We start from the raw sequence: 25,473 nt of genomic DNA on the forward strand, positions 1-25,473 counted from the left end.
TTTATGATTCTAGTGAAAAAATATCCTGATCGTATAAAAAACCAAGTTTAGCAATCGCTTTATCTTTAGGTTCTTTGTGTAAAGTAGTATAAACAACAGCTTCGTGGTTAAAAGGTGCAACTAAATATTCTCCCATATAATCAACAACCTGAGAATGCCCAACATAATTAGCGTTGTATCCGTCAATACCAATTCGATTCACACCAATGGTATAAGTCATATTTTCAATCGCTCTAGCCTTTAATAAAGAATCCCAAGCATAGATACGTTTTTCAGGCCAAGATGCCACATAAAGCAGTAAATCGTAATTTACATTATTGCGAGCAAAAGCAGGAAAGCGCAAATCGTAACAAACCAACGGACAAATTTTCCATTCTTTATATTCTACAAGTAAACGATTTTTTCCTGCAGTAAAAACATCTTGTTCTTTAACTAAAGAAAACAAATGGCGTTTATCGTAATGCTGAACTGGATTATTTGGGGCAATAAAAACCAAACGATTATAAAACTGATTATTTTCTTTAATTATTAAGCTCCCCGTAATGGCAAAGTTTTTTTGCAAAGCAATGGCTTGCAGTTTTTGCAAAACAGCACCATCCATGGTTTCATAATTTGTAGCAGGATTCATGGTAAAACCTGTAGTAAACATTTCTGGTAAAACCACCAAATCCGCATCAACAGTTTCTAAAACCGAATAAAAATAATTGGCATTGGCAACAATATTTTCCCAAACTAATGGAGCTTGTACTAAGGCAACTTTTAACATTTTTTATTTTAAAGATAATAAAAAAGCTCGATACTAAGTACCGAGCTTTTTTGTTTGATTTTGATTTTTTAAACTATTCTAAAGTAGCTTTTAAATATTCTCTGTTCATACGAGCAATGTTTTCTAAAGAAATTCCTTTAGGACATTCAATCTCACATGCTCCAGTATTTGTACAGTTTCCAAAACCTTCTTCGTCCATTTGACGAACCATGTTTTGTACACGTGTAGCAGCTTCAATTTTACCTTGAGGTAATAAAGCATACTGAGAAACTTTTGCTCCAACAAATAACATAGCAGAACCATTTTTACAAGTTGCAACACAAGCACCACAACCAATACAAGCAGCAGCTTCAAAAGCTCTATCTGCATCATGTTTAGGCACAGGAATGTTGTTTGCATCTTGTGTGTTTCCTGATGTATTTACAGAAACGAATCCACCTGCTTGTTGAATACGGTCAAAAGAAGAACGGTCAACCATTAAGTCTTTAATTACCGGGAAAGCTTTAGATCTAAAAGGCTCAACATAAATTGTATCACCATCTTTAAATTTACGCATGTGTAATTGACAAGTTGTAACACCCATTTCTGGACCATGCGCTTGCCCGTTAATAAATAAAGAACACATACCACAGATTCCTTCACGACAATCGTGATCGAAAGCTACCGGCTCTTTTTTCTCTCCAATTAATTGTTCGTTTAATTGGTCTAACATTTCTAAGAAAGAACTGTCAGTAGAAACATCAGCTAAGCTGTATGTTTCCATAGCACCTTGCGTTTTAGCGTTTTTTTGACGCCAAACTTTAAGGTTAATATTGATATTTTTTGATGAAGCCATAATATTGATGTATTATTTCCTTCTACGGATTTTAGATTATTTGTAATTTCTTGCAGCGATAGTGATAAACTCATAAACTAATTCTTCTTTATGAAGAACAGCTTGTGTTGCTTCAGGACCTTTATATTCCCATGCACCAACAAATTTAAAGTTTTCGTCATCACGTAACGTTTCACCTTCAGCATCTTGGTATTCTTCACGGAAGTGACCACCACATGATTCTTTACGTTGTAAAGCATCTACAGCCATTAATTGTCCTAATTCCATAAAGTCAGCTACACGTAATGCTTTTTCTAATTCAGTGTTTAATTCATGAGCTGTACCCGGAACATAAACATTGTTATAGAATTCTTCACGTAAAGCAGCAATCTCAACAATAGCTTCTTTTAAGCCTTGTTCGTTACGAGCCATACCTACTTTATTCCACATAATTAAACCTAATTCTTTGTGGAATTGATCAACAGATTTAGATCCTTTTACTTCTAATAAACGGTCAATTAAACCTTTAACATCATTTTCAGCCTCAACGAATTCTGGTAAATCCGTAGAGATATGTCCTGTACGGATATCATCTGCTAAATAATCAGAAATTGTGTAAGGTAACACAAAATATCCGTCAGCTAAACCTTGCATCAAAGCAGAAGCACCTAAACGGTTAGCTCCGTGGTCTGAGAAGTTTGCTTCACCTGTTACGAAACAACCTGGAATTGTAGATTCTAAGTTGTAATCAACCCAAACACCACCCATTGTGTAGTGAACTGCTGGATAAATTTTCATAGGTGTTTCATATGGATTCTCGTCTGTAATTTTTTCATACATCGTGAACAAGTTACCATATTTCTCTTCTATCCATTGTTTACCTAACTTAATAACGGTTTCTTTAGATGGATTATGGTCACCTTGAATGTAAGCCATTTCTTTACCTTTTTTCTCAATCTCAGTTGAGAAATCTAAGTAAACCCCTTCACCAGTAGCGTTATTTTCGATACCAAAACCAGCATCACATCTTTCTTTAGCCGCACGTGAAGCAACGTCACGAGGTACTAAGTTACCGAAAGCTGGGTAACGGCGCTCTAAGTAATAATCTCTATCTTCTTCAGCAATTTGTGTTGGCTTTAATTTACCTGCACGAATTGCTTCTGCATCTTCAATCTTTTTAGGAACCCAAATACGACCCGAGTTACGTAATGATTCAGACATTAACGTTAACTTAGACTGATTTGTTCCGTGTATTGGAATACAAGTTGGGTGAATTTGTACGTAACATGGGTTAGCAAAGTAAGCTCCTTTTTTGTGAACTTTCCATGCTGCAGTTACGTTAGAACCCATTGCATTTGTAGACAAGAAATAAACGTTTCCGTAACCACCAGTTGCAATAACAACTGCGTGTGCAGAATGGCGTTCTAAATCTCCAGTAATTAAGTTACGAGCAATAATACCACGTGCTTTACCATCAACTTTAACTAGATCAAGCATTTCGTGGCGGTTGTACATTTTTACGTGTCCTAAACCAATTTGTCTTGATAATGCTGAATAAGCACCTAATAATAATTGCTGACCTGTTTGACCTGCCGCGTAAAAAGTACGTTGTACTTGCGTACCACCGAACGAACGGTTGTCTAACAATCCACCGTAATCACGTGCAAAAGGCACTCCTTGAGCCACACATTGGTCAATGATGTTTACAGAAACTTCAGCTAAACGGTGAACGTTTGCTTCACGTGCTCTATAATCACCACCTTTAATTGTATCATAGAATAAACGGTAAATTGAATCCCCGTCGTTTTGATAATTTTTAGCAGCATTTATACCACCTTGTGCAGCAATTGAGTGCGCGCGACGTGGAGAATCTTGGTAACAAAAAGCTTTAACACTATAACCCATTTCTCCTAATGATGCCGCAGCAGAAGCTCCTGCTAATCCAGTTCCAACAATGATAACGTCAATTTTACCACGGTTGTTTGGAGCAACAAGTTTTAAATGATCTTTGTAGTCTGTCCACTTCGTAGAAATGTGACCAGCTGGTATTTTAGAATCTAACTTCATAATCTTATAGGATATTGATTATTTAACAAAATATATATACAGAGGAATGATAGCAAACAATGCCGGAACAAGGATTGAGAACCATAAACCTACTGCTTTAATGAACCCGTTGTATTTAGGATTATTAACCCCTAATGACTGGAATGCAGATGCAAAACCATGGCTTAAGTGAAAACCTAATACAATCATTGCAATTACATAACCAATAACAGCAATAAGTCCAAACTGCTCGTTTTTAAAGAAATCAACAGTGATTTTGTATAAATCTTTATACCCTTCTTTAACTTTTAAATCTGTTCCTGCTTGGTAAAATTCTCTACCATTTTTAATTTCTAACTGACCCATTTGCACAGCAGAAACTGGAGCTGCAGAACCGTCAGTGAAATTATACACAGCAACTTCTTCTTCGATACCTGTCATTGGATTAGCAACTACAACTAATTGTTGTTGTAAAGGCATTTCAGAAAAATGCATTTTAGCCCAAAAGTTAACCATATGCGTTACAATGAACACTAATAATAATGTTCCTAAAACAGCCATATTTCTTGAAGCCCAAGAACTGTTTGTTTTATCATTTTTAACCGCATAACCAATAGGACGAGCCTTTTTGTTTTGTATTGTTAAAAGAATACCGTCGATTGCGTGAAATAAAATCGAGAAGTACGTTACATAAGATAAAATTTTAACTGCCGGATTAGTAGTCATGAACAACGCATATTCGTTGAATTGTAAAGAAGTTCCAAAAATTAATTGTAAGTTCCCTACTAAGTGACCCACTAAAAACACGCATAAAAATAACCCTGTAAGAGACATCCACCATTTTTTTGCGATAGATGACTTTAAAAGTGCAGATTTTGCCATAGTATTAGTTTGAATGAATAGTTTTAAAAAAATCACACAAAAATAACGCTTATTCAGCCTAATAACAATAGGCAGTGCGTTATTTATAATGAATTTAAACAGCTACAACATTGCTTTTTTACGCTCAAAACAAACTAAAAATCAATACATTACTTAAAAAGTACGCACGGTATCAAAATCGGTAACAATAACATAATCTGCAAGATTATTATTTTCAGCAGCTAATTTATTCAAATCCGACTGCATAACGGTAGCAATTGTTACAACCTTTAAATTAGGGTCAGTTTGCTTTAAATACCAATAAATGCCTTCGAAATTATTAGAATGGTAAGATCCATGAAGATGAATAAACACCAAATTTTGTTTCCAAAACTTTAAAATATTATGCGCCATGGTATAATCTTTTATCGCTTGTGCTTTCGGAAAGTTTTTGTTGGCATGCACCGGATCGTCAAACATTGCTAACATAGCTTTGTAAGCCGATAAATTTTCGTCATAAGGCATTGGTAAAGCCGGAAACCATTGCTTATCGGTTTCTGGTAAAGCCAATAAAGCTTCTTCGCCTTGTTTAAAAAGCAAACTGGCATAACGGCGCGGAATATTAGTTGCAATAACTGGAATGCTATTTTCTTTACTAAAATCAACAATAGGTTTGTAATCGGTTTTATAATTGTTCCACAAACGGGCTAACGTATCTAATTGTTTTGCGGAAATTTGATTTGATAAATATTGATTTAAAACCGCTTGATTATCGGTTTCAAACATTTCCATACCAACAACAACTTTATGTTTTTGATGCAAGGTTTGTATTACCTTAAGTTGCAACCAATGCGCTGTAGAATTATCGTGCAATTCGCCAAAAAGTACCACATCAGCGTCAGCTAAACTTTTTAAAAACTTTTTATCCGAAATTTTTTTACCAGATTGATTAAAAATCACAAACGGCTCTAATTTTTGGGCATGCAAACTTATGCTGATAAAAAAGGCAAGAATAATATATATATTTTTCGTCATAATAAAAGTACTTTTGTATTACTTAGATTCAAGTTATGCTTAAAAACACAATTACTTATAAAAACGCAAAGGTTACCTACGTTTACAATCATTTAAATCTTAACAAACCTACAATAATTTGTTTACATGGCTTTTTAGAACACAAAACAATTTTTAATTTTTTATTTGAAGATGAAGCTTTTAACGCTTACAATTTAATTGCTGTTGATTTATTGGGTCATGCCGAAACTGATGCAATTGGTTATGTGCACACCATGGAAAATCAGGCCGAAATGATTATGCATTTAATGCAGCATTTACAAATACAAAAAACAAGTTTAATTGGCCATTCTATGGGTGGTTACGTAGCGTTGGCTTTTTTAGAAATGTTTCCGCAACACGTAACGCAATTATTTTTAATTAATTCTAGCGCAAAAGCAGATAACGATGTAAAAAAGGCTAACCGAGCACGAGGCATTGCATTGGTTAAAAAAAACGCAGCTGTTTTTATACAAATGGCCATTGCAAATTTGTTTGACGAACAAACCAAACAAAAGCAAGAAGCTACAATTAATGAACTTAAACAAATTGCTTTAGCCAACACAACGCAAGGCGTTATTGCCAATATGCAGGGTATGTTAGAAAGAAAAGATCGAGCATTTTTATTACACAATCACGATAATATTTACTTCATTGCCGGTACAAACGACAACATAATTCCGATTGATGAAGTTCGGGAGCAACTTGTAGGCACAAAACAACCAATTAATGAAATAAACGGTTATCATATGCTTTGGTTAGAACAACCCGAAGCGATACAAAAAATCCTTAAAGCTAAGCTTTAAGGATTTTTTTTATTTTCTTTCTTCTGTAAAAGGTAGATTGGGATCTAAAATTTCAGCCAATAAAGTAATTAATTGTGCTTTAAATTTTTCAATTATTTCATCAGTAATTTCGGTTTGCTTTAAATCTGTATCTTCAAACGAAATAAATCCGCTTTTAATATTTTTAAAAGATATCAGCCCAACTTCAATAGGATAATCCTGAAACTTCGAATACGTCATTAAGGCATAACAAAGCAATTGAATGGCTTTGGTCTTATCTGCATTAACAATTAAATCGTTCCAATCGCGAACTTTAACATCACTTGGTAAAACAGCTCCTGATTTGTAATCGGTAATGCGATATTTGCCATCTCGGTATTCAATTCTATCAACTTTACCGGCAATTTTAACCGGATAAGGCAATGCAGGATCTGTAAGTACAAATTCCTGATCATCTTCTAACGATAAAATTTTAACCGCAGCACCATTGGCAATTTCTTGCTTTTCAAGTTGTAAAAAATCATAAATATATTTTTCTGCAACTTTATAAGCAATTAAGTTTTTACCACTTGTTACATCACCAGATCCGTAAACATCTTTAAACTGCGCTTTAACTTCATGTTTAAAATCAGCAAGAAATTGATCTATAATAGCTTCTGACAAAAAGTTATTAATGTACGGCTTGTAAAGGTTTTCTAGAACATTATGAATTACGGTTCCTAAAGTGTTTGCAGCAATATTTTCTTCAACCTCATCAATATCTCGTATCCCTAAAACGCGTTGTTTATAAAACGATAACGGACTACGTAAATACGAACCAATAGAAGATGGAGAAAACCCTTTACCGCTAGCAATATGATGCAATCTTTGTTGTAATAAATCTGATTTTGGCACCACAACTTCTGCTTTAGGTATTTCTGGAATTGAAGGTGTATAATTTAATTCTTGTAAATTATGGTTCTGTTGTTTTTCTATAACCAACTGGGTAATAAATCGTGATTTTTCGCCTTTATCAATTCCGTCTGCGGGTTCAGAATTGTACAACAAATACACGTTTTTAGCACGCAACAACAAATGGTAAAAATGATAGGTATAAATAGCATCCTTTTCTTTAAACGTTGGTAAACCTAATTCAACTTTAACATCGTTTGGAATGAAGGAATTGGTTGATTTTCCTGCCGGAAAAACACCTTCGTTTAACGAGGTAATAATCACGGTTTCAAAATCTAAAACACGGCTTTCTAAAACCCCCATAATTTGCAAACCTTTTAAGGGTTCACCTTCAAACGAAACTTCGGCCATATCAACCGTTTGTTTGTAAATTGCAAACAGCATATCGAGCGAATCAATAAGATGGTGCTTTTTTTGGTACGTGCTTATTTTTAATAGCACCTGAAATATGGAGTAAATAAAAGCTAAAGTAATTTCGTCTTCGTTTTGTAACGCATTCGATTTATCATCATCTTCAAAATCAAATTGTTCTTTTATAGCAAAAACAATTTCTAATAATCGTTCAATTACAGCATCAACACCAGAATTCCAAGGTTGGAATAATAAATTTAAAAGCTTATCTCTATTTTTATCTTTTCTATCAGAAGATCCAAAAATAGCTGAATCTGGATACGAAACAAAAGTTATGTTTTTGGCGTTAATTTTATTAATAATTGCTTCACCATTAATTTTACTTTCAAGATAAGGATGCATTGCAACGGCACGTAAATCTTTATAATAAAACTCATAATTCGGACGGTTTAAAGCATGCAAATGCAGTTCGAACAATTTATGAATTAGCAATTGCGCAGGATTATTTTGAGCGCTATAACCCATGGTAATATTTAAAGCATCAACCGAGCTTGGCAAGGCTTTTAACACCGGTTGCAAAAGTGCTTCTTGCCCTAAAACCAAGGCAACCTTATTTAAATTTTGATGTTCTTTTTGAATATTCTCGATTAACTTTCCTGCTATTTTTGCTTGCCCAATAGATTTTGGCGTACCAATAATTTGAATATTTTTGGTTTCTGAAAATTCGTTAACCACCCATTCAAACGGATTGTTTTTATAATATTCCCATTGGTTGTAAAAACGACGAACAAAAAGACCGGCATCGTGATGTGTATCGTTTAGAAAAATGGCATCGATATCCCAAAAAACTTTTGCTTTTTGTGCTTCTAACATGCGCTGAAAAATAATTTCCTCCGCTTGATTTAACGCATTAAATCCTGCAAAAACAACAGAATGATCTGGAATTTGTTGCATGTACGTATTTAAGTTAGCAACCGCTTGTCGATAAACCAGCCCTTGATAACCTAGTTTTTTAGACAACAAATGTTCTGAAAAAGCTTGGTAATACAGCGGCAACTTGTCCCAAAACGCGATAGATTTATTAATCATTTGGGTTGCTTGATCGGCTTCTAAATTCCAACGTTTTAAAACCTCAATATCAGTCAAATATGTAAAAACCTTTTTGGTATCTAACAAATATCGATCGATTTCATTAAAATCTTGAATTAAAATTTTACCCCAATTCGCAAACGTATCAAACGATTGTAGGTTTTCGGTTTTGGTTAGTTTTTTGTAAACAGTATAAAACTCAAACAACAACTCAATATTATCTAAGGTGTTTATTTGCGCTAATTCTTGCACATATTCTTCAATGCTAATAATTTTAGGCACAAACAGATTTTTTTGTGCCCTTTTTTTAATGGTCTCAATTAAAAATACTTTTGCTCTTTGATTAGGAAGTACAACCGTTGTTGTGAAAAAAGTTTTCTTCCCAAACATCAAAAAGCTGTTGGGCAAGTTTTTCTAAAAAAAAGTCATCGTTTTTCATAGCTATAAATATAAAAAAAACGCCCTGATAAATCAGGGCGTTTTTATATAACATTTTAACTTGTCAAAATTATTTTACTAACTTAACTTCAACACGTCTGTTTTCAGCTCTACCTCTAGCAGTTTTGTTAGAAGCAACTGGATCTGCTTTACCAAATCCTTCTGAAGTTAAACGATCAGCATCAATACCGTGCTCTACTAAGTAGTTAACTACAGCTGCAGCTCTTTCTTTAGAAAGTCTTAAGTTTAATGCATCACCACCAGTTGAATCTGTATAACCTTCGATTCTGAAATGAGAATTAGGGTACTCTTTAAAGATTTCAACCATAGAATCTAAGATTGGTAAACTTTGAGATTGGAAAGTATATTTACCAGTGTTAAATAAGATAGTTTTACCGTACTGATTTAACTTTTTAATATGCTCTTCTTTAACCTCAGGACAACCGTTGTTAGCTACAGTTCCAGGAACGTCTGGACATTTGTCATCTTTATCTGGCACACCGTCACCATCTCTATCTGGCCAAGGACATCCGTCATTTTCTTTTGGACCAGGTACATCTGGACATTTGTCTAAATTATCAGGCACACCGTCACCGTCTGTATCAGGACAACCGTTGTAGATTGCTAAACCTGGAACGTCTGGACAAGCATCTTCGATATCAATGATTCCGTCACCATCTCTATCTGGACAACCTTGTAATTCTTTTGGACCAAAGTCGTATGGACATTTGTCATCTTTATCAGGAATTCCATCACCGTCTGTATCAGGACATCCGTTGAATTCTTTTAAACCTGGTACATCTGGACAAGCATCATCTTTATCATAAATACCATCTCCGTCAGTATCTTTACCTCCAAATTTGAAAGAGATACCAGCAAAGTGTTGTAAGTGCGTAGCTACGTCAACATTTGGTGTTCTGTTATCATCAAATGAATACTTGTACGTTGATTGTAATGTTAAACCAACATTTTCAGTAAACCAGAAAGATAAACCAATACCACCATTCACAGTTCCTGCAGAAGCATCACCTAAGAATGTGTACCCCCCACCAATGTGTAAATATGGATCGAACCATTTTGTACCAATAACTTCTAAGAAGCTATATTTAATGATACCGTCGATACCGTAGTACATTAAATCACCAGGATTTTCTACTGGGTAATCTCCAGGTCTAGTTAATCTTGGATTAACAAATTTGTCGATTTTGTTAACAGATCCTGTAAGTCCGAAAGAGAAATTATCTCCTAAGTATCTATTAACATTAATGTAAGAAACTGAAGGAATAATGCTCCAGTTGTCTTTAGCATTAAAATAGTTAGAGAATTGGTCTCCAAATGGACCAGCAGCGCTAACTCGAGCTCCGTCTACTGCGTTAGCCCCAAATGTTATAGACCAAGGATTGTTTGAATCCTGAGCCTGTGCTGCTGTTGTACCAGCTAACATTAAGGAAGCTACAAATAATCTGTTTAGATTTTTCATACTTGTTATATTTAATTACAATACGTTATAATCAAGACAAAAATACATGGTTATAAGAAATAAACAAATATTTTGCTTAAAAAATAAAAGGTTAATTTATATTATTTTAACTTAAAACTCCTAATTTTTTACCAACTTCTGTAAAAGCCTGAATAGCTTTATCTAAATGTTCTTGTGTATGAGCGGCAGATAATTGCACACGAATACGCGCTTTATCTTTCGGAACAACTGGGTAGAAAAAACCTATTACGTAAATTCCTTTTTCTAACAACTCATCGGCCATGATTTGCGACAATTTTGCATCGTACAACATAACTGGTACAATTGCAGAATCTCCATCAATAAAATCAAAACCTGCCTTTCTTAAACCTGCTTTAAAGTAATTGGTATTCCATTCTAATTTATCACGTAAAGCAGTATCGTTTTGTAACAATTCAAAAACTTTTAAAGATGCGCCAACAATAGATGGTGCTAATGAATTTGAAAACAAATACGGACGAGAACGTTGGCGTAAAATTTCAATAATTTCTTTTTTAGCAGTTGTATAACCACCCATTGCTCCACCTAATGCTTTACCTAAAGTTCCGGTAATAATATCTACACGGCCCATTACATTTTTAGCTTCTAGCGTTCCTTTTCCGGTTGCACCAATAAAACCTGCAGCATGGCATTCATCTACCATAACTAAGGCATCGTATTTATCAGCTAAATCACAAATAGCATCTAAAGGAGCAACTAATCCATCCATAGAGAAAACACCATCTGTAACAATCAATTTAAAACGACGTCCGTCTGCTTGCGCTTGTTGCAATTGTTTTTCCAAATCTTGCATATCGTTATTTGCATAACGATAACGCGCTGCTTTACATAAACGTACTCCATCAATAATTGAAGCGTGATTTAAGCTATCTGAAATGATACAATCTTCTTCTCCTAACAAAGGTTCAAAAACACCTCCGTTTGCATCAAACGCTGCAGCATACAAAATAGTATCTTCAGTGCCATAAAAATCGGCAATTGTTTTTTCTAATTGTTTATGAATATCTTGAGTACCGCAAATAAAGCGTACAGAAGACATACCAAAACCGTGAGAATCCATAGTATCTTTAGCTGCTTGTACAACCTCAGGATGTGAGGATAACCCTAAATAATTGTTTGCACAAAAGTTAATTACTTTTTGACCTGTTGAAATAGTGATTTCTGCTCCTTGTGGCGAAGTAATAATTCTTTCGCTTTTATATAAGCCAGCGTCTTTTATGTTTTTTAACTCTTTCGATAAATGTTCTTTAATATTTCCGTACATCAGTGAAACGATTTTTACATTAGTTGCTTACAAATCTACAACTTCCACTTCATCAATGCGAATATAACACAATGTTTTTTTAACAACTTCATATCCCATATTTAACAAAGCCTTTTCATATTCTAAAACCTGATTGATGTGCGATTCTTCTTTAGCGCCCGTTTTATAATCTAACAACGTAGCTTTATTATCAACTAAAGTTACACGATCGGGTTTTATAGTTTTAAAATTAGCATTTACAATACTGCGTTCGTTTAAAACCAATGCTTCAGGGTTGAAGTGCGCTGCAATCTTTGAATCATTAACGATGTTTTTTAATAAATATTTTATTTTATCAAAATCTTTATAATCAAGCTTTCCTTGTCTTAAAGCTTGCTCAGCAACAAAATCTACCTGATCCGGATGTAATACCGATGCCATTAGCTCATGAACCAAGTTTCCGTAATCAATCGCTTCATCTTTACCCGAATGCCATAACAGCGCTTCTTTGTTAGCTAATTTTATTGCATCTGATGGCTTATTACCCGGTGTTACCGCTTCAATAACCTGATTGGTGTTTTGAACAACTTCGGTTTTAGAAACTTTTTGTTTGGTTCCAAAATCAAACACTTCATCATTTACAACATCACGAGCAATATCTCTTAAATATTCTAAAAAATAAGCTGCAACCGAATTGGATTCAATAATCTTCGCATCAAGTTTAACATTTTTTTTCTCAGAAATTACATACAATTGCTCCCTTGCACGTGTTAACGCAACATAGAGTACATTAATTGTATCTAATGTAATTTTTTCGTTAGTAATTTCAAATAAATTAGCAATTGCATCCGAATAATGTACAACTTCGCCTTTTTTACTAATTAAAGCTTTGTTTAACGGAATGTTTTCGGTTGATGGTAAATCAACCCATAACGTATCTCCCGAAGTACGAATAATGCGATCGTTAACAAACGGAAAAATAACCACAGGAAATTCTAATCCTTTTGATTTATGCACGGTCATAATGGTAACCGCATTCATATTTTCGGGCGATGGGATGCTTAGCACTTCTTTTTTATTGTGCCAAAAAGTTAAAAACTCATCCAATCCTAATTGCTTAGTTTCTTGTTCTAAAACCACATCTAAAAAGTACTGCACGTAAGCCGTAGCACTTTTTGCAGGTAAAAATAATGCTATTATATTTTCGCAAACCTGATATAAATCCTGTTTTTTATGGTTAGCGAAGTTAAACGATCGGTTTATGGTTGTCGTTAAAAAGTTTTCAAACTCGGTTTCGGTTTCAGTTTTAAGGCCTTTAACAATAAAATCATGCGTTGGGTTTTCGGGCAAATAGTTGTTTTTTAAATAAAACAAAGCATCAAATTTAGCTTCGGTATCATTAAAATTACGCAACAAATGCAGCAAACTAATTATAAAGTTTACATCGTCAGCATTAGCCAACAAAAGCGTTTCTGACGAAATAATAGGGATTCCATTTTTTGTTAAATAATTAGCCAATAAAACGCCTTTATCTCGACGGCGCGTTAACAAAGCAATATCTTTGTAATTAAATCCTTGCACTAAGCAATTTCTAATAATGACTTCGGTTTTTTGTAAATACAAATCGTCGGATGTTACCTCATCGTCCACATCTTTAACATCTGGAATGAATTGTAAAGAAACATATCCGCCTGGTTTATTATTTGTTTTTTGAAAGCTATTTACCTCGTACATTTTATTGTAATCGGGGTTATTTAACTTGCTGCCCAAAAACTTAAAAAAATCGTTATTAAACGTAACAACCGCATCGTAACTTCGGTAATTTGTTTCTAATATGGTAACTTGTTTTTTTGCACTTTCAAAACCTTCATCTTTTGCATCGGGTTTACTTAATTCAATAAACTGCTCCGGATTACCTCCGCGCCAGCGGTAAATAGATTGTTTGGCATCGCCCACCAACATAACCGAACCTAAATCGGTTTCTACCTCATTTCCGGCCAATGCGTTTGTTAATAAAGGCACCAAATTTTTCCATTGCATTTCGGACGTGTCCTGAAATTCATCAATAAAAAAATGATTGTATTTATCGCCTAAACGTTCGTAAATAAAAGGTGCGGGCTGTTGTTGCACCTCGTTGTAAATAAGTTTATTAAATTCACTAATAAGCAACATATTTTGCTCTTTCTGAATCTGTTTAACTTCGTTAGAAATGGTATTAATTAAAGATAACGGAGTAATATTTTTTACCACATTATCAAATAACAGATACCTACCGGTCCAGTTTTTAATAGTTTCTAATTGTTGCCAAATGGTTTGTAAATCAGGGTTTACGGCATCTATATATTTTTTGTTGATGCGTTTTTCTAGCACGGCAATATTATCGTATTCTAAAGCTTTAGTAAAATCGCCTTCAATAATTTTATTTAAATGATTGGGAATGGTTTTGCGCGAAAAAGCTTCTACCCCGTACGGCTGATTGCTAATAAAACTTAGCAATTGCTGCGCAAGATTGCAAACGCTTTCATGAATTACATTGCGATTTTCGATAACCTCTTTTCGAATTTCTATAAAGTTATCTAATGATATGTTTTGTATTGCCTCAAGCTCTTTGTCGTGATTTTCATCGCCAATTAAATTACCAATGCTTACAAGTTCGCGCGTAAAATCCCAACTTCCGCTTTCGTTTACCTTAGTAAGTGCAAAATCTAATAGTAAATGTGTTAATTGCTTCTCGTTTGTACTTCCGGCTTTTGCAATAATTCGATCAACAGCTTCTTTTATTAAGCTGCTTTTATCTAACGAAACCTCAAAAGTTGCAGGTAATTCTAAATCAATAGCAAAGGTGCGAATTAATCGATGCGTAAACTTATCAATGGTAGAAATATCGAACGAAGCGTAATTGTGGATAATGTTTTTTATTATCGCTCTCGATTTTTGTTTTATCGTGTCATTATCAAGCCCTAATTCACTACCAATGGCTTTAAGCATATCTGCCGAATCGGGGCTGATTTCTTCTTCTCCAAAAGCAATTAAGTTAGAAACAATTCGCGATTTCATTTCATTAACCGCTTTGTTAGTAAACGTAATCGCTAATATTTTTTTATAAGCATCAACAGTTGGTGCTGCCAACAATATTTTTAAATATTCTTTAGTTAAAGTAAAGGTTTTGCCCGATCCTGCCGAAGCATCATAAATAAGAAAATTAGGAGAACTCACGAAAATATATTTTTAGTAATCTTACAAAATAAATATAAACATTTTTTATTACAATTTTTATTTAATAAATTTGGTATATTAATTTTAAAAATTATTATTATGGCTTTCGAATTACCTAAATTACCTTACGCGTACGATGCGTTAGAACCATATATTGATGCACAAACAATGGAAATTCACCATTCTAAACATCATAATGCTTACACAACTAATTTAAACGCAGCTATTGCTGGAACTGAATTAGAAGGAAAATCTATTGAAGAAATTTTAAAAAACTTAGATTTATCTAAAGCAGCTGTTAGAAATAATGGTGGTGGTTTTTTTAACCACAACTTATTTTGGGAAGTAATGGCTCCAAACGGTGGCGGTGAACCAACTGGTGAATTAGCAGCAGCTATTGTAGCTGACTTCGGATCTTTCGAAGCTTTTAAAGATGCTTTTTCTAAAGCTGGAGCTGGACAATTTGGTTCTGGTTGGGCTTGGTTATGTGTTAAAGATGGTAAGTTAGAAGTTTGCGGAACTCCAAACCAAGACAACCCATTAATGCCAGGTGTTGGATGTGGTGGAACTCCTATTTTAGGAATGGATGTGTGGGAACATGCGTACTACTTAAAATACCAAAACAAACGCCCTGATTATATTAATGCATTTTTTAATGTAATTAACTGGGCAGAAGTTGCAAAACGTTACGCAGCAGCAAAATAATTAAACATCAGTTTAAAATAAAAAAACGTCGGTTACTAAGAACCGACGTTTTTTTTATATAAAAAGGGGAAGGTTTTGCCTTCCCCTTTTTAAGCCCCAAATTCACCATAACTCTAACCTATATCTTTTATGGTACTGTAAATGTACTGCAACCAAATAAAACTGTAAAAAATAATCGATTACTTACAACAAAATCCGACAAGTTACTTTTACGAACACAAACCATAAAAAAAAGGGAAGTTTTACCTTCCCTTTTAAGCCCCAAATTCACCATAACTCTAACCTATATCTTTTATGGTACCGTAAATGTATTGCAACCAAATAAAACAATAAAAAATAATCGATTACTTACTTCAAAAACCGATAAATCACTAAAAATCAAATAAAAACAAAAAAGAGAAGCTAAAAACTTCTCTTTTTTTTATATGTATCAGTGTAAAAATGTATTTTAAAAAATATTGTTTTTTATTTAAAATTGTAAAAAACAGATAAAATAAAAATAATGCTAACAAAAATAGCTAACGCTACAAGTGCAGGTTGCTTAATAGGTTTAATTTCAAATGCTAATGTATCTTCCAACTGCTTTTTGTAAAATAATTCTGCCAATAATAATCCTGCAAAGAAGTTGAACAAAATAGCAAGGCCATTATCAAAAGTTAAGTTTAAATAAATAATAATTGCAGTTAAAAAAACAGAAAGTAGAACGGCCTGATTGCCTTTTTTAGATTGATTAATTTCTTTTAAATTATATCGCATCAAAAAAGCACCAAAAATAGGTGTGCAAAAGGCAGAAAATCCTAAAATTGCTTTTCTAGAATATAAAGTTTTCATAGGCTTATAAATTTGGTTAAAATTTGTCCTTAAATGTAGTTTAAAAATAGTAAAAACTATAACAATTGCATGAATAAGAACTGATAAAATGTAAATAAAAACGATAAAGTCTAAAAATTATAAATAAAAAATGGGAAGGTTTTGCCTTCCCATTTTTAAGCCCCAAATTCACCATAACTCTAACCTATATCTTTTTATGGTACTGTAAATGTACTACGCAAAAAGCAAACGCCGCAAAATAATCGATTACTTACAACAAAATTCGACAAATTACTTTTTACATCACAACGCACAAAAAAAGGGAAGTTTTACCTTCCCTTTTAAGCCCCAAATTCACCATAACTCTAACCTATATCTTTTTATGGTACTATAAATGTACCACAACAAAATCAGCACTTAAATTTTTATCGATTAGTTGTTTTTAAAAATCGATATAACAAAAAAAGGGAAGCTTTACTTCCCTTTAATAACTCAAAAAATACATCAAACTTGTTTATATAACAACATGGACACATCATTTTTAGAAAAAAAGGGTGGAAAAAACTTCCGCCCTTATGCCCCAAAAATTACCATAATGCTAACCTAAATTTTCATATGGATACACAAATGTAACATTATTGACTAATCTTACAAATAAAAAGTTAATTAAATTACATAAATATCAAAATAAAAAATGTTGTTTTTGCTAAAAAAATACATTTAAAACAAGGCATTAGTTAAATTGATTTAAAAAACAACAACGCGACTATTAGTTATTAATTATCCTGATATGCTTGCCAATAATACAATTCTTGTTTGTTGTTGTAATAACCTAAATAATAAACTCCGTTTTTAAAAGATAAGTTATAATTAGAGGTTTGCTTTTTATTATCGTTTAAAAAAGCATTAATTTGATCTAAAGCCAAATCAGGTAAGGTAATTTGTTCCGGTTGCATTTCTTGGTTTAAAGCTGCATTAAAAAACATAACTTTACGATTGGCGTAGGCATCCAAATTATTTAAGCTAGGATTAAAAAACCAAATATCTAAAGCAGTAACTACTGCACTCGTTACAATAGCACCAGCAATGCCTAAAGAAGCTGGTACAGCAATCATTGTCATTCCAGATGAATTTCTTTCATTACCAACGGCACCTATAGCTAATATTTTGCTATCACCATAATTATAAACCGTTAAACCGCCATTTAAGTTTTGAAACTTACGCATAAACTGGCTAGTTTTATCAAATTCACGATTAAAATCAGAACTTCCTGGGTTACTTTGCTTTATGTTCCCAATGGCAAAACTAATATCTTCATCTCTTACGGTACCAAGTTTGTTTATCACGTTTCCATCTAAATCATTAACCGTTAAAACAAATCCATCGTTATTAACTTTTATTTGATACAAATAATCGTCTAATAAAAAAGAATTAGAATCCATATTTGGATAATAAGTTAAAACGGGTTTTTTGATTGATTTACGTTGCAATGAAAAATCGTTCAAATCAAAAAACAACAAATCGGTAACATTAATATTACGATCTAAAGTTAATATTAGCTGATTGTTGTTTACATAAGCTTTGGTATAATACGCAGCCGATGAAAGCGCTGTGGTTTGTTTCGGGTCAATAAACTGAAATACCGAACTTGGCTGCACATCAATTAAACGCATAATTCGAATAGCATCAGCAAAATTTTGATTTTTAAAATCGGAAGTTAAAAACTTTTCTTGGCTCATATCTACATCAATTTGTTTGAAAGAACCATCGTTACTAAATTTATAAAACTGAATGGTTACCGTTTTTCGATCTAACGTAACAAAATAATAGGCATCAGCAACAGAAAATTCAACTAAAACCGAACCACGGGTTAATTTAAAGGCTTCTGTTTTAAAAGAATCTGATTGCGTTGCAAAATTTATAGTTTGTACTAAAAGTTCATTCTTTTTTTCGGTAGTCCAAAACAACTGCCCAACTTGATCCTGAAACGTGCTAGCCAATAAAACCTTATATTTTTTTTCTGGATTTGAGATGCGCATCGAATCTAAAACTTGTTGTTGGTTGTTTAAAGAAACTGCCAAACTTGAAGTTTTATCTCGTAAAATAAATAACGACTGTAAGGTTTCGTTATTTTCAACTATAAAAGTTTGCTTTAAATCTTTAAAAGCAATAGCATCTTGCTGTGCAAAACAAATGTTTGTAAGCAACATTAAAAGTAAAAGTTGTATTCTCATAAAATAGTTATCAATATTTCTCGAATATAAAATCTTTTTTAAATATATAATAACGTATAAAATTATATAATACCAATTACGTACTCCAAAAAAATTAATAATATCAAATTTCCTTATTTTTAAAAAGTCCAAATAAATAATATTATGTTCTTATTTAGATTAATTAAAAACAAATATATACATTTGTTAAAAATTCATAATCAAAATGAAACGTATTTATATTCTGTGTTGTGTTTTGTTGTTCGTTGGTGCCCATGCACAACAAAAAGACACCATTAACGACAATTATTTACATGAAATTATTATTGAGAAGTTCATTGTAAAAAATTCTGATTATAGCAACAAAATGCCTTTAAAGGCAATAGAAAATCCTCAGGTTTATTCTTCTATTGATAAACAAGTACTAGAAAATCAATCTATTTTTACTATTGATGAAGCGTACCGCAACGTTACCGGATTACAAAAAATGTGGGGCGCAACCAATCGTGCCGGCGATGGCGGATCGTACGTAAGCTTACGCGGATTTACCACAAACAATTCTTTACGCAATGGTTTAATCGGTCCTGTTTCTACAACTATTGATGCCGTAAATATTGAAAAAATTGAAGTTTTAAAAGGCCCGTCGGCAACCTTATTTGGGAGTGCAGCATCATCTTACGGTGGTGTAGTAAACCGCGTAACCAAAACGCCGTACGACAGCTTAGGCGGCAACGTTTCAGTTTCTGGCGGTAGTTATAATTTTTACCGAGCGCAAGCAGATATAAATACGCCATTAACTAAAGACAAGCGTTTGTTGTTCCGCTTAAACACCGCTTATACAACCGAAGGTACATTTCAGATGAAAAATGCCAACAACCGTTCTTTTGCATTTACACCAGTTGTTACCTACAAAGTAAACGACAAGTTAGATTTAAAGTTTGAATACGAGTTGTTTAAAACCAAATCTACCGCAGAAACTGCCTTTTTTTACTTATCTAAAGCAACAACCGGCGTTACCAATATGAAAGATTTGGCTAGCTTGGGCTTAGATTACAAACAATCGTACATGGGCAAAGGCTTATATACAGATGCTACCGTGAGCAATTTATTTGCACAAGGAACCTATAAAATAAACAATCATATAAAATCATCAACCCACGTAAACACGTCATATTCTAAATCGGACGGATACGGACCCTATTTTTCTTTATCGTTAAATCCAGCAGATAACTTATTGTACGTTAACAGAGCCGATCAATCAACCGATAACAGTAAAAAAGAATATTTTCAGGTTCAACAAAACTTCAACTTTGATTATCGCTTTGGAGAAATGCGCAACAGAACCGTGGTTGGTTTTGATTACATGGCCGTGAAAGATCGCATTCGCTATATCTATTTAGAAAACGGAAATTTTGATGCCGTTCCGGCTTCAGGTTACAGCGATTATGGAAATTTTAATAAAAACAGCTTAGCAGAAGCTTACGCAAAAGGCCCAGTAAGCACCTACAATCAGCTTGGCAATACCGATGTTATTAGCGGTTATATTTCTAACGTATTTACTCCGTTACCTGGTTTTAACATTATGGCCGGCGTGCGTTACGAGCATAATCATTTTAAAGGCGGAAGCTTATGGGTTAATGAATTACCTGCTTACAAACAAGCTTCGTGGTCGCCTAAATTAGGATTGGTTTACGAGTTGGTTAAAAATCGTTTTTCGGTATTCGGAAATTACCAAAACAGCTTTAAAAGCAACGGATATTATTACAGCGATGCCGAAGGAAATTCATCTTTAGCCGATCCGGAAAAAGCAAATCAGGTAGAAGGTGGATTTAAAACCAATTTATTCAGAGGCCGATTAAATGCATCCTTAAGCTATTATAATATAGATGTAAAAAATACTTTATACATTTTAGGATATATTCCTGAAACGTTTAACGCTTACCAAGATCAATCAGGTAAGTTAAACAGCCAAGGCGTAGAATTAGAAGTTAATGCTTATTTACTAAAAGGATTCTCATTTATTGGTGGGATAAGCTACAACCATTCTAAATTTATTAAAGCAGATCCAACCGTTCAGGGCAGACGTCCGTACACAGCAGGTTCACCTTGGTTAGCCAACTTTAATGCAAGCTATGAATTTTTAGAAGGCAATTTAAAAGGATTAGGTTTTGGAATTGGCGGTAATTACGCAAGCAACAACCGTATTTTAAACCAATGGGACACCACCACAAACACCGAAAACATTTTTACGTTACCCAACTATTTTATTTTAAACGCCAATGCGTATTACGATGCTAAAAAATTTAGAATCGCAGTTAAGGTTGATAATTTAACGAACGAAAAATATTGGGTAGGTTTCTCAACCGCAAATCCGCAAAAATTACTAAACGCCACAGCAACTTTAACTTACAAATTTTAACATGAACAAGCACACAAAACAACAAACCAGACCAAACAAATTCAGAAAAACACTAAAAAAACTGCACTTGTACCTGGGTTTACTTGTTGGCTTTTTAGTGTTTTTTATATCGATTACCGGATGTTTGTATGTATTTAAAGACGAGGTAGAAAATTACCAACGTAAAGAATACATGTTTCTTGACAAAGCGGAATATCAGGGAAAACAAAAACTAGAGCTTAAAACACTAGAAAAAATTGTAGAAAACCAATTGCAAGAAGAATATCCGGTGCATTGGGTTAACGTATCTATTGACAGCGCACGTACCTATCAATTTTATTATTATGAAAGAGATGAGCACGCGTGGAATTATTTTGATGAATTCCCGATTTACAAATCGGCTTATGTAAACCAATATACGGGCGAAATATTAAAAGTTTATGACGAAAAACTTACGTTTTTTAACATCGTAAAAAACTTACATTGGGGCTATTTACTAAATTCAGATTGGGGCAAATATGCAACAGGAATTCCGGTTATCATTTTTATGTTTATGACTATTTCGGGCATTATTCTTTGGTGGCCCAAAAATAAAGCTGCACGCAAGCAACGTTTTTGGTTTAGATGGAAAAATGTAAAAAGTTGGAAACGCAAAAATTACGACATGCATAACATTGTTGGCTTTTACGCATCAATTTTCGGTCTCATATTTTCTATTACCGGTTTGTTTTATGCCTTTCTTGTGGTACAAGCTTTAGTTTATTTTGTTTTTTCTGGCGGAAACACAACATATCCAGAATTTTCGCAGTATCAAACCGTAGATCCGATTGAATTAAAAACCGATCAAACTTTAGATATTATTGCAGATAAAGTAATCGAATTGTACCCCGACGCAACCTTATTTTCGATTGATTTAGGAAACGAACACATGGACGATCACGAACATCCTAACTTTGAGGTTTATGTAAAACATTTGTCGTATTCGTATCACAAATCGAGCAGTTTAGTTTTTGATGAACATTCCGGACGTTTGTTGCACCAGCACGATCCTGAAGATAAAGATTTTGGAGAAAAGGTTGTAAGCGCCAATTACGATTTGCACGTAGGTGCAATTTTAGGTTTACCTTCTAAAATAATTGCTTTTATTGCCAGCTTAATGTGTGCAAGTTTACCCGTAACCGGATTTTTAATTTGGTGGGGAAAAAGAAAAAAAGAGAAGAAATAAAAATAAAAAGCTACGCACTGCGTAGCTTTTTATTTTTATAATATATTGAGTTATGTATTATCCAATAGTTGCACCGTTATAAACACCAGCTTCATCTGGGTTTACAAACACCAACTTACCTTCTTTTGTTTCAGTAAGTAAAAGCATTCCTTCACTTTCTACACCGCGTAATTTTCTAGGTGCTAAGTTTACTAAAACAGTAACTTGTTTGCCAATAACTTCTTCTGGCGTAAAATGTTCTGCAATGCCCGAAACAATGGTACGAACATCAATTCCGGTATCTACTTTTAAAACCAATAATTTGTTTGCTTTTGGCATTTTTTCTGCCTCAATAATGGTCCCTACTCGTAAATCAATTTTAGCAAAATCATCAAACTGCGTTAATTCTTTTTGCGGTTCAGCTTGTTTTGCTTCTGCAGCGTTTGCAACTTTTGTTGCTTCTAATCTGTCGATTTGTTTCTGAATTTCTTCATCTTCAATCTTCGCAAATAGCAATTCTGCTTGTCCTATTTGATGCCCGGCTGGAATTAAATCTGAAGTTTCAGAAATTTTATTCCAAGCAATTGCATCAATATGTAACATATTTTTTAGTTTGGTTGCCGAGAAAGGTAAAAACGGTTCTGCCAAAGTAGATAAAGCTGCTGCAATTTGCAACGCTACATACATTTGCGTTTTTACACGTTCTTCGTCCGTTTTAATTAACTTCCAAGGTTCTTCGTCAGCTAAATATTTATTTCCTAAACGGGCAACATTCATCATTTCACCAAGCGCTTCGCGGAAACGGTAACGCTCAATAGAACTTGCAATAACTGCTGGATATGCTTTTAACTCAGCTAAAACTTGTTCATCAACCTCAGTAAATGCGTTAGGAGTTGGAATAATTCCGTTGTAATATTTATTAGATAAAACAACAACACGGTTAATAAAGTTTCCGAAAATAGCAACCAATTCATTATTGTTACGTGCTTGAAAATCTTTCCATGTAAAATCGTTATCTTTTGTTTCTGGTGCGTTAGATGTTAGCGCATAACGCAATACATCTTGCTTTTCTGGAAAATCTACTAAATATTCGTTTAACCAAACGGCCCAGTTTTTAGAAGTTGACAATTTGTTGCCTTCTAAATTCAAGAATTCGTTTGCAGGCACGTTATCTGGTAAAATATAACTTCCTTCAGCCTTTAACATAGCTGGGAAAATTATGCAATGGAAAACAATATTATCTTTCCCGATAAAATGAACTAGTTTGGTGCTTTCATCTTTCCAGTAAGGTTCCCAATCTTTGCCTTCACGAGCTGCCCATTCTTTAGTTGACGAAATATATCCGATTGGCGCATCAAACCAAACGTAAAGTTTTTTGCCTTCGGCACCTTCAACCGGAACGTCAATTCCCCAATCTAAATCACGAGTTACGGCGCGCGGTCTTAATCCGTCTTCAAGCCAAGATTTTACTTGTCCGTAAACATTTGGCTTCCAATCGTTTTTATGCCCTTCTAAAATCCAATCACGTAAAAAAGCTTCGTACTGATCTAATGGTAAAAACCAGTGTTTTGTTTCTTTTAAAACTGGAACAGAACCGGTAATGGTTGATTTTGGATTGATTAAATCGGTTGCGTTTAATGATGTTCCGCATTTTTCACACTGATCTCCATAAGCACCTTCGTTACCACATTTTGGGCAAGTTCCTACCACAAAACGATCGGCCAAAAACTGATCGGCTTCTGCATCGTACAATTGCTCGGTAACTTCTTCATTAAATTTCCCATCATCATATAATTTTCTAAAAAATTCTGATGCTGTATCGTGATGAATTTTGGCAGAAGTGCGTGAATAATTATCAAACGAAATACCGAATTCGGCAAACGATTCGCTTATTATTTTGTTGTATTTATCTATAATTTCTTGAGGGGAAACTCCTTCTTTTTTTGCCTTCATAGAAATAGCTACCCCGTGCTCGTCCGAACCGCAAATAAAAGCTACATCTTTGTTTTGTTGACGTAAAAAACGTGCATAAATATCTGCCGGAACATATACACCCGCTAAATGTCCAATATGTATAGGACCGTTTGTATACGGCAAAGCCGCAGTAACGGTGTATCTTTTAGGATCTTGAATCATATAAAAATTATTTTCAAGTTACAAAAATACGTAACAATTTTTAAATATGTAGCATGCACGTTTTACAAAGTAAAAATCACTTACTTTTTACTTAATCCATTTTTTTTTCACTTCTTGCATTAGATCTTCTAAATAGTCAATTTGTACTTCTTGAATTTCTAATAACTTTTTGTTTTGATGTACCAATAAATGATCTATTTTCTCACTCAACAATTTAATTTCAAGTTCGGCTTTAAGGTTTATTTTATAATCGTGCTCACTTCGTTGCCTATCTTTTTGCTCTTGTCTGTTTTGACTCATCATAATTATAGGTGCTTGAATAGCCGCCAAACAAGACAAAAGCAAGTTTAATAAGATAAAAGGATACGGATCAAAAGGTTGAGTTGCTAAAACCCAAATATTAATTAACATCCAAATTAGAATAAAAGAAAAGAAAGTGATAATAAAAGTCCAACTTCCACCAAAAACAGCCACTCGGTCTGCAATTTTCTGACCAATTGTAAGTTCTGTTTCAATTTCTTCTTGAATATTTTCTGACAGAATAGCATTGTTTTGTATCGCTTCCATTACTTCTTTATCTAAAAGTGCAAACTCACCTTTTTCTTGTAAAACTAATGATGTTAAATACAGACGTCTAAACTGATTTAATTCTGATAAAGAAATAAAACTATCAGTTGTAAAATCTGAATAGTTTGATTGTATCAAATTAAAAATTCCTTCACGAATATCTTTTCCTTTAATTTCTTCTCCTTTTCGAATTTCTTTCTTACTTATATGACTTATCTTCATTTTTATACATTTTAAATAAAACAAATATGCAATTTAATGTATTTCAGCTGTTGTTTTCAAAAACTTAATAAAACAGCGAAACGGAT

The 25,473-nt window shown here is 33.6% G+C and carries 17 protein-coding genes; 4 read left to right on the forward strand and 13 right to left on the reverse strand.

Annotation, left to right across the window (positions count from 1 at the left end; genetic code table 11):
* Position 1 precedes the first annotated feature (1 nt).
* The 5 genes from K5I29_RS10135 to K5I29_RS10155 all read right to left on the reverse strand — a co-directional run bounded on the left by K5I29_RS10135 (position 2) and on the right by K5I29_RS10155 (position 5,522).
* Complete coding sequence (locus K5I29_RS10135) at positions 2-766, reverse strand: nitrilase-related carbon-nitrogen hydrolase (RefSeq protein ID WP_264433019.1); 765 nt, start codon at positions 764-766, stop codon at positions 2-4.
* A 73-nt stretch (positions 767-839) separates the two neighbouring features.
* Positions 840-1,601: a succinate dehydrogenase/fumarate reductase iron-sulfur subunit gene (locus K5I29_RS10140; RefSeq protein WP_264433020.1), complete on the reverse strand. Its 762-nt coding sequence runs from the start codon at positions 1,599-1,601 to the stop codon at positions 840-842.
* A 36-nt stretch (positions 1,602-1,637) separates the two neighbouring features.
* Entirely contained in the window at positions 1,638-3,647 is a 2,010-nt protein-coding gene (locus tag K5I29_RS10145; protein ID WP_264433022.1) for a fumarate reductase/succinate dehydrogenase flavoprotein subunit, read from the reverse strand.
* 18 nt (positions 3,648-3,665) lie between these two features.
* A complete protein-coding gene (locus tag K5I29_RS10150) occupies positions 3,666-4,508 on the reverse strand; it encodes a succinate dehydrogenase cytochrome b subunit (protein ID WP_264433024.1) in 843 nt (280 codons plus the stop codon).
* Between the two features lie 153 nt (positions 4,509-4,661).
* Entirely contained in the window at positions 4,662-5,522 is an 861-nt protein-coding gene (locus K5I29_RS10155; RefSeq protein ID WP_264433027.1) for a ChaN family lipoprotein, read from the reverse strand.
* A 35-nt stretch (positions 5,523-5,557) separates the two neighbouring features.
* Between K5I29_RS10155 and K5I29_RS10160 the strand changes: the two genes are divergently transcribed.
* Positions 5,558-6,346 (forward strand): alpha/beta fold hydrolase, encoded by a 789-nt coding sequence (locus tag K5I29_RS10160; protein WP_264433029.1) that lies wholly within the window; start codon positions 5,558-5,560, stop codon positions 6,344-6,346.
* A gap of 9 nt (positions 6,347-6,355) precedes the next feature.
* Here the strand turns inward: K5I29_RS10160 and K5I29_RS10165 are convergent, their stop codons facing one another.
* From K5I29_RS10165 to K5I29_RS10180, 4 genes are all read right to left on the reverse strand, one after another.
* The gene (locus K5I29_RS10165; protein ID WP_264433032.1) at positions 6,356-8,998 is read right to left on the reverse strand and encodes a PD-(D/E)XK nuclease family protein; all 2,643 of its coding nucleotides are present in this window, start codon (positions 8,996-8,998) and stop codon (positions 6,356-6,358) included.
* A 226-nt stretch (positions 8,999-9,224) separates the two neighbouring features.
* Positions 9,225-10,634 (reverse strand): OmpA family protein, encoded by a 1,410-nt coding sequence (locus K5I29_RS10170; protein ID WP_264433033.1) that lies wholly within the window; start codon positions 10,632-10,634, stop codon positions 9,225-9,227.
* A gap of 106 nt (positions 10,635-10,740) precedes the next feature.
* Complete coding sequence (kbl, locus tag K5I29_RS10175) at positions 10,741-11,937, reverse strand: glycine C-acetyltransferase (RefSeq protein WP_264433035.1); 1,197 nt, start codon at positions 11,935-11,937, stop codon at positions 10,741-10,743.
* A 27-nt stretch (positions 11,938-11,964) separates the two neighbouring features.
* A complete protein-coding gene (locus K5I29_RS10180) occupies positions 11,965-15,132 on the reverse strand; it encodes a UvrD-helicase domain-containing protein (RefSeq protein ID WP_264433036.1) in 3,168 nt (1,055 codons plus the stop codon).
* Positions 15,133-15,231: 99 nt separating this feature from the next.
* On the opposite strand from K5I29_RS10180, the gene K5I29_RS10185 reads away from it, so the two are divergent.
* Positions 15,232-15,837, forward strand: coding sequence for a superoxide dismutase (locus tag K5I29_RS10185; protein WP_264433039.1), 606 nt, complete (start codon positions 15,232-15,234; stop codon positions 15,835-15,837).
* A 465-nt stretch (positions 15,838-16,302) separates the two neighbouring features.
* Here the strand turns inward: K5I29_RS10185 and K5I29_RS10190 are convergent, their stop codons facing one another.
* Both K5I29_RS10190 and K5I29_RS10195 read right to left on the reverse strand, forming a co-directional pair.
* Positions 16,303-16,668, reverse strand: a complete 366-nt coding sequence (locus K5I29_RS10190; RefSeq protein WP_264433041.1) for a hypothetical protein — start codon at positions 16,666-16,668, stop codon at positions 16,303-16,305.
* A 755-nt stretch (positions 16,669-17,423) separates the two neighbouring features.
* A complete protein-coding gene (locus tag K5I29_RS10195) occupies positions 17,424-18,881 on the reverse strand; it encodes a hypothetical protein (protein ID WP_264433044.1) in 1,458 nt (485 codons plus the stop codon).
* 205 nt (positions 18,882-19,086) lie between these two features.
* Here K5I29_RS10195 and K5I29_RS10200 point away from each other — a divergent pair, with 205 nt between their 5' ends.
* Positions 19,087-21,279: a TonB-dependent siderophore receptor gene (locus K5I29_RS10200; RefSeq protein ID WP_264433047.1), complete on the forward strand. Its 2,193-nt coding sequence runs from the start codon at positions 19,087-19,089 to the stop codon at positions 21,277-21,279.
* Between the two features lies 1 nt (position 21,280).
* Positions 21,281-22,483, forward strand: a complete 1,203-nt coding sequence (locus K5I29_RS10205) for a PepSY-associated TM helix domain-containing protein (RefSeq protein WP_264433049.1) — start codon at positions 21,281-21,283, stop codon at positions 22,481-22,483.
* 57 nt (positions 22,484-22,540) lie between these two features.
* Here the strand turns inward: K5I29_RS10205 and metG are convergent, their stop codons facing one another.
* The gene (metG, locus tag K5I29_RS10210) at positions 22,541-24,598 is read right to left on the reverse strand and encodes a methionine--tRNA ligase (protein ID WP_264433051.1); all 2,058 of its coding nucleotides are present in this window, start codon (positions 24,596-24,598) and stop codon (positions 22,541-22,543) included.
* Positions 24,599-24,685: 87 nt separating this feature from the next.
* Entirely contained in the window at positions 24,686-25,387 is a 702-nt protein-coding gene (locus K5I29_RS10215) for a DUF1003 domain-containing protein (protein WP_264433053.1), read from the reverse strand.
* Positions 25,388-25,473 lie beyond the last annotated feature (86 nt).

Source organism: Flavobacterium agricola, from assembly GCF_025919725.1.
GTDB lineage: Bacteria > Bacteroidota > Bacteroidia > Flavobacteriales > Flavobacteriaceae > Flavobacterium > Flavobacterium agricola.